Below are 1,415 nucleotides of genomic sequence, written 5' to 3' on the forward strand. Positions count from 1 at the left end.
AACCAGCCTTTTAACACAAGCGTGATTCACGCCACGGGGGAATTGCGCGCAAATCAAGGAAACCAACATGACAAATTCTACTTTTTTAAAAGAAATGGCAGAAAAATATGGATTTTCTGCTGAAGAATTTCGAACCACAATCATAAAAACTTGTATTGGAGATAAAAATGCTAATGTCATCACTGATGCAGAATTTGCCGTTTTTCTTTTTGTTGCCAATACTTATGGACTTAACCCTTTAACAAAAGAAATCTATGCATTCCCTAAAAAAGGCGGCGGCATCATACCCGTTGTTTCTATCGACGGTTGGATAAAGATCATCAAATCAAATCCTGACTTTGATGGCATGACCTTTCAAGATCAACTCAATGAAGATGGGAATATCATTGCTATCAAATGTGCTATTCGTCTCAAAGGAATTAAAGACCCTATCGAAGTCACCGAATATCTCAAAGAATGCGAACAAGACAAAAGTGAACCTTGGAAAAAATACCCCGCACGTATGTTGCGCCATAAAGCTACTATACAGTGTGCTCGCTATGCTTTCGGGCTTTCCGGTATTTATGAAGAAGATGAAGCAAAACGTATCAATGAAACAAACCATAACGTACAAACGAAGTTAGTTTCTTATGATGTGCTTACGCAAATCAAACAATTAATAAACATCACTCAAACAGAAGAAGAAAAAGTGCTTGATTATGCACAAGTCGATAGGCTTGAAGATCTTCCTGATGAAGTAGCACAAAGGATTTTGGATATTTTGCAAAAGAGACAGCATGAAAAAGAACAATCTTTCCTACAACAAAAGCAAATAGAAGCGCCTATACAAGATGCCGAATATATTCACGTCCAAGATATAGAATATGTATCACAAGAACAAAGAACGGCGGTGTGATATGGAACAAAGAACAGCAGAATGGTTTCAAGCGCGCTTGGGTAAAGTCACCGCATCAAACATTTACAGCGTACTCAGTAAAACTACAAAAGGATTGCCTACGAGCAAATATGAAGACTACAAAATCAAACTCATAACAGAACGTTTAACAAGAGAAACAAGCCCCTATTATGAAACTGAAGATATGAGATGGGGTATTGAGCATGAAGATGATGCCTTGAGAGAATATGGCTTCATTTATGATGCCGATATAACAAAATGCGGCTTTATCCAACACCCCACAATAGAAATGGCGGGGGCTAGCCCCGATGGTCTCATTGGAGAAGACGGTTTAATCGAAGTCAAATGCCCGAGATCAGTAACACATATGCGCTTTTGTATAGGTGACGAAATCAAACCAGAATATCACGCACAAATGCAATTCCAAATGGCTTGTACAGAACGAAAATGGTGTGATTTCGTAAGCTATGACCCACGTTTTACGGGGGAATTCTTTCACTTACGCATGAAAGTCAAGCGT

2 protein-coding genes are annotated in these 1,415 nt (G+C 38.8%); both read left to right on the forward strand.

Features of this window, described 5'->3' with window-relative positions; all coding sequences use genetic code 11:
• Positions 1–67: 67 nt before the first annotated feature.
• Complete coding sequence (gene bet / locus ACFIK3_RS09475; RefSeq protein WP_375658291.1) at positions 68–895, forward strand: phage recombination protein Bet; 828 nt, start codon at positions 68–70, stop codon at positions 893–895.
• A gap of 1 nt (position 896) precedes the next feature.
• Positions 897–1,415, forward strand: a 519-nt coding sequence (locus tag ACFIK3_RS09480) for a lambda exonuclease family protein (protein WP_375676618.1), incomplete at its 3' end; no start/stop codon positions are given.

The organism is Bartonella sp. CB10SXKL (genome assembly GCF_042195515.1).
GTDB lineage: Bacteria > Pseudomonadota > Alphaproteobacteria > Rhizobiales > Rhizobiaceae > Bartonella.

Coding starts and splice junctions, on each gene's coding strand:
- bet (WP_375658291.1), top strand. CDS start 68: ATGACAAATTCTACTTTTTTAAAAGAAATGGCAGAAAAATATGGATTT.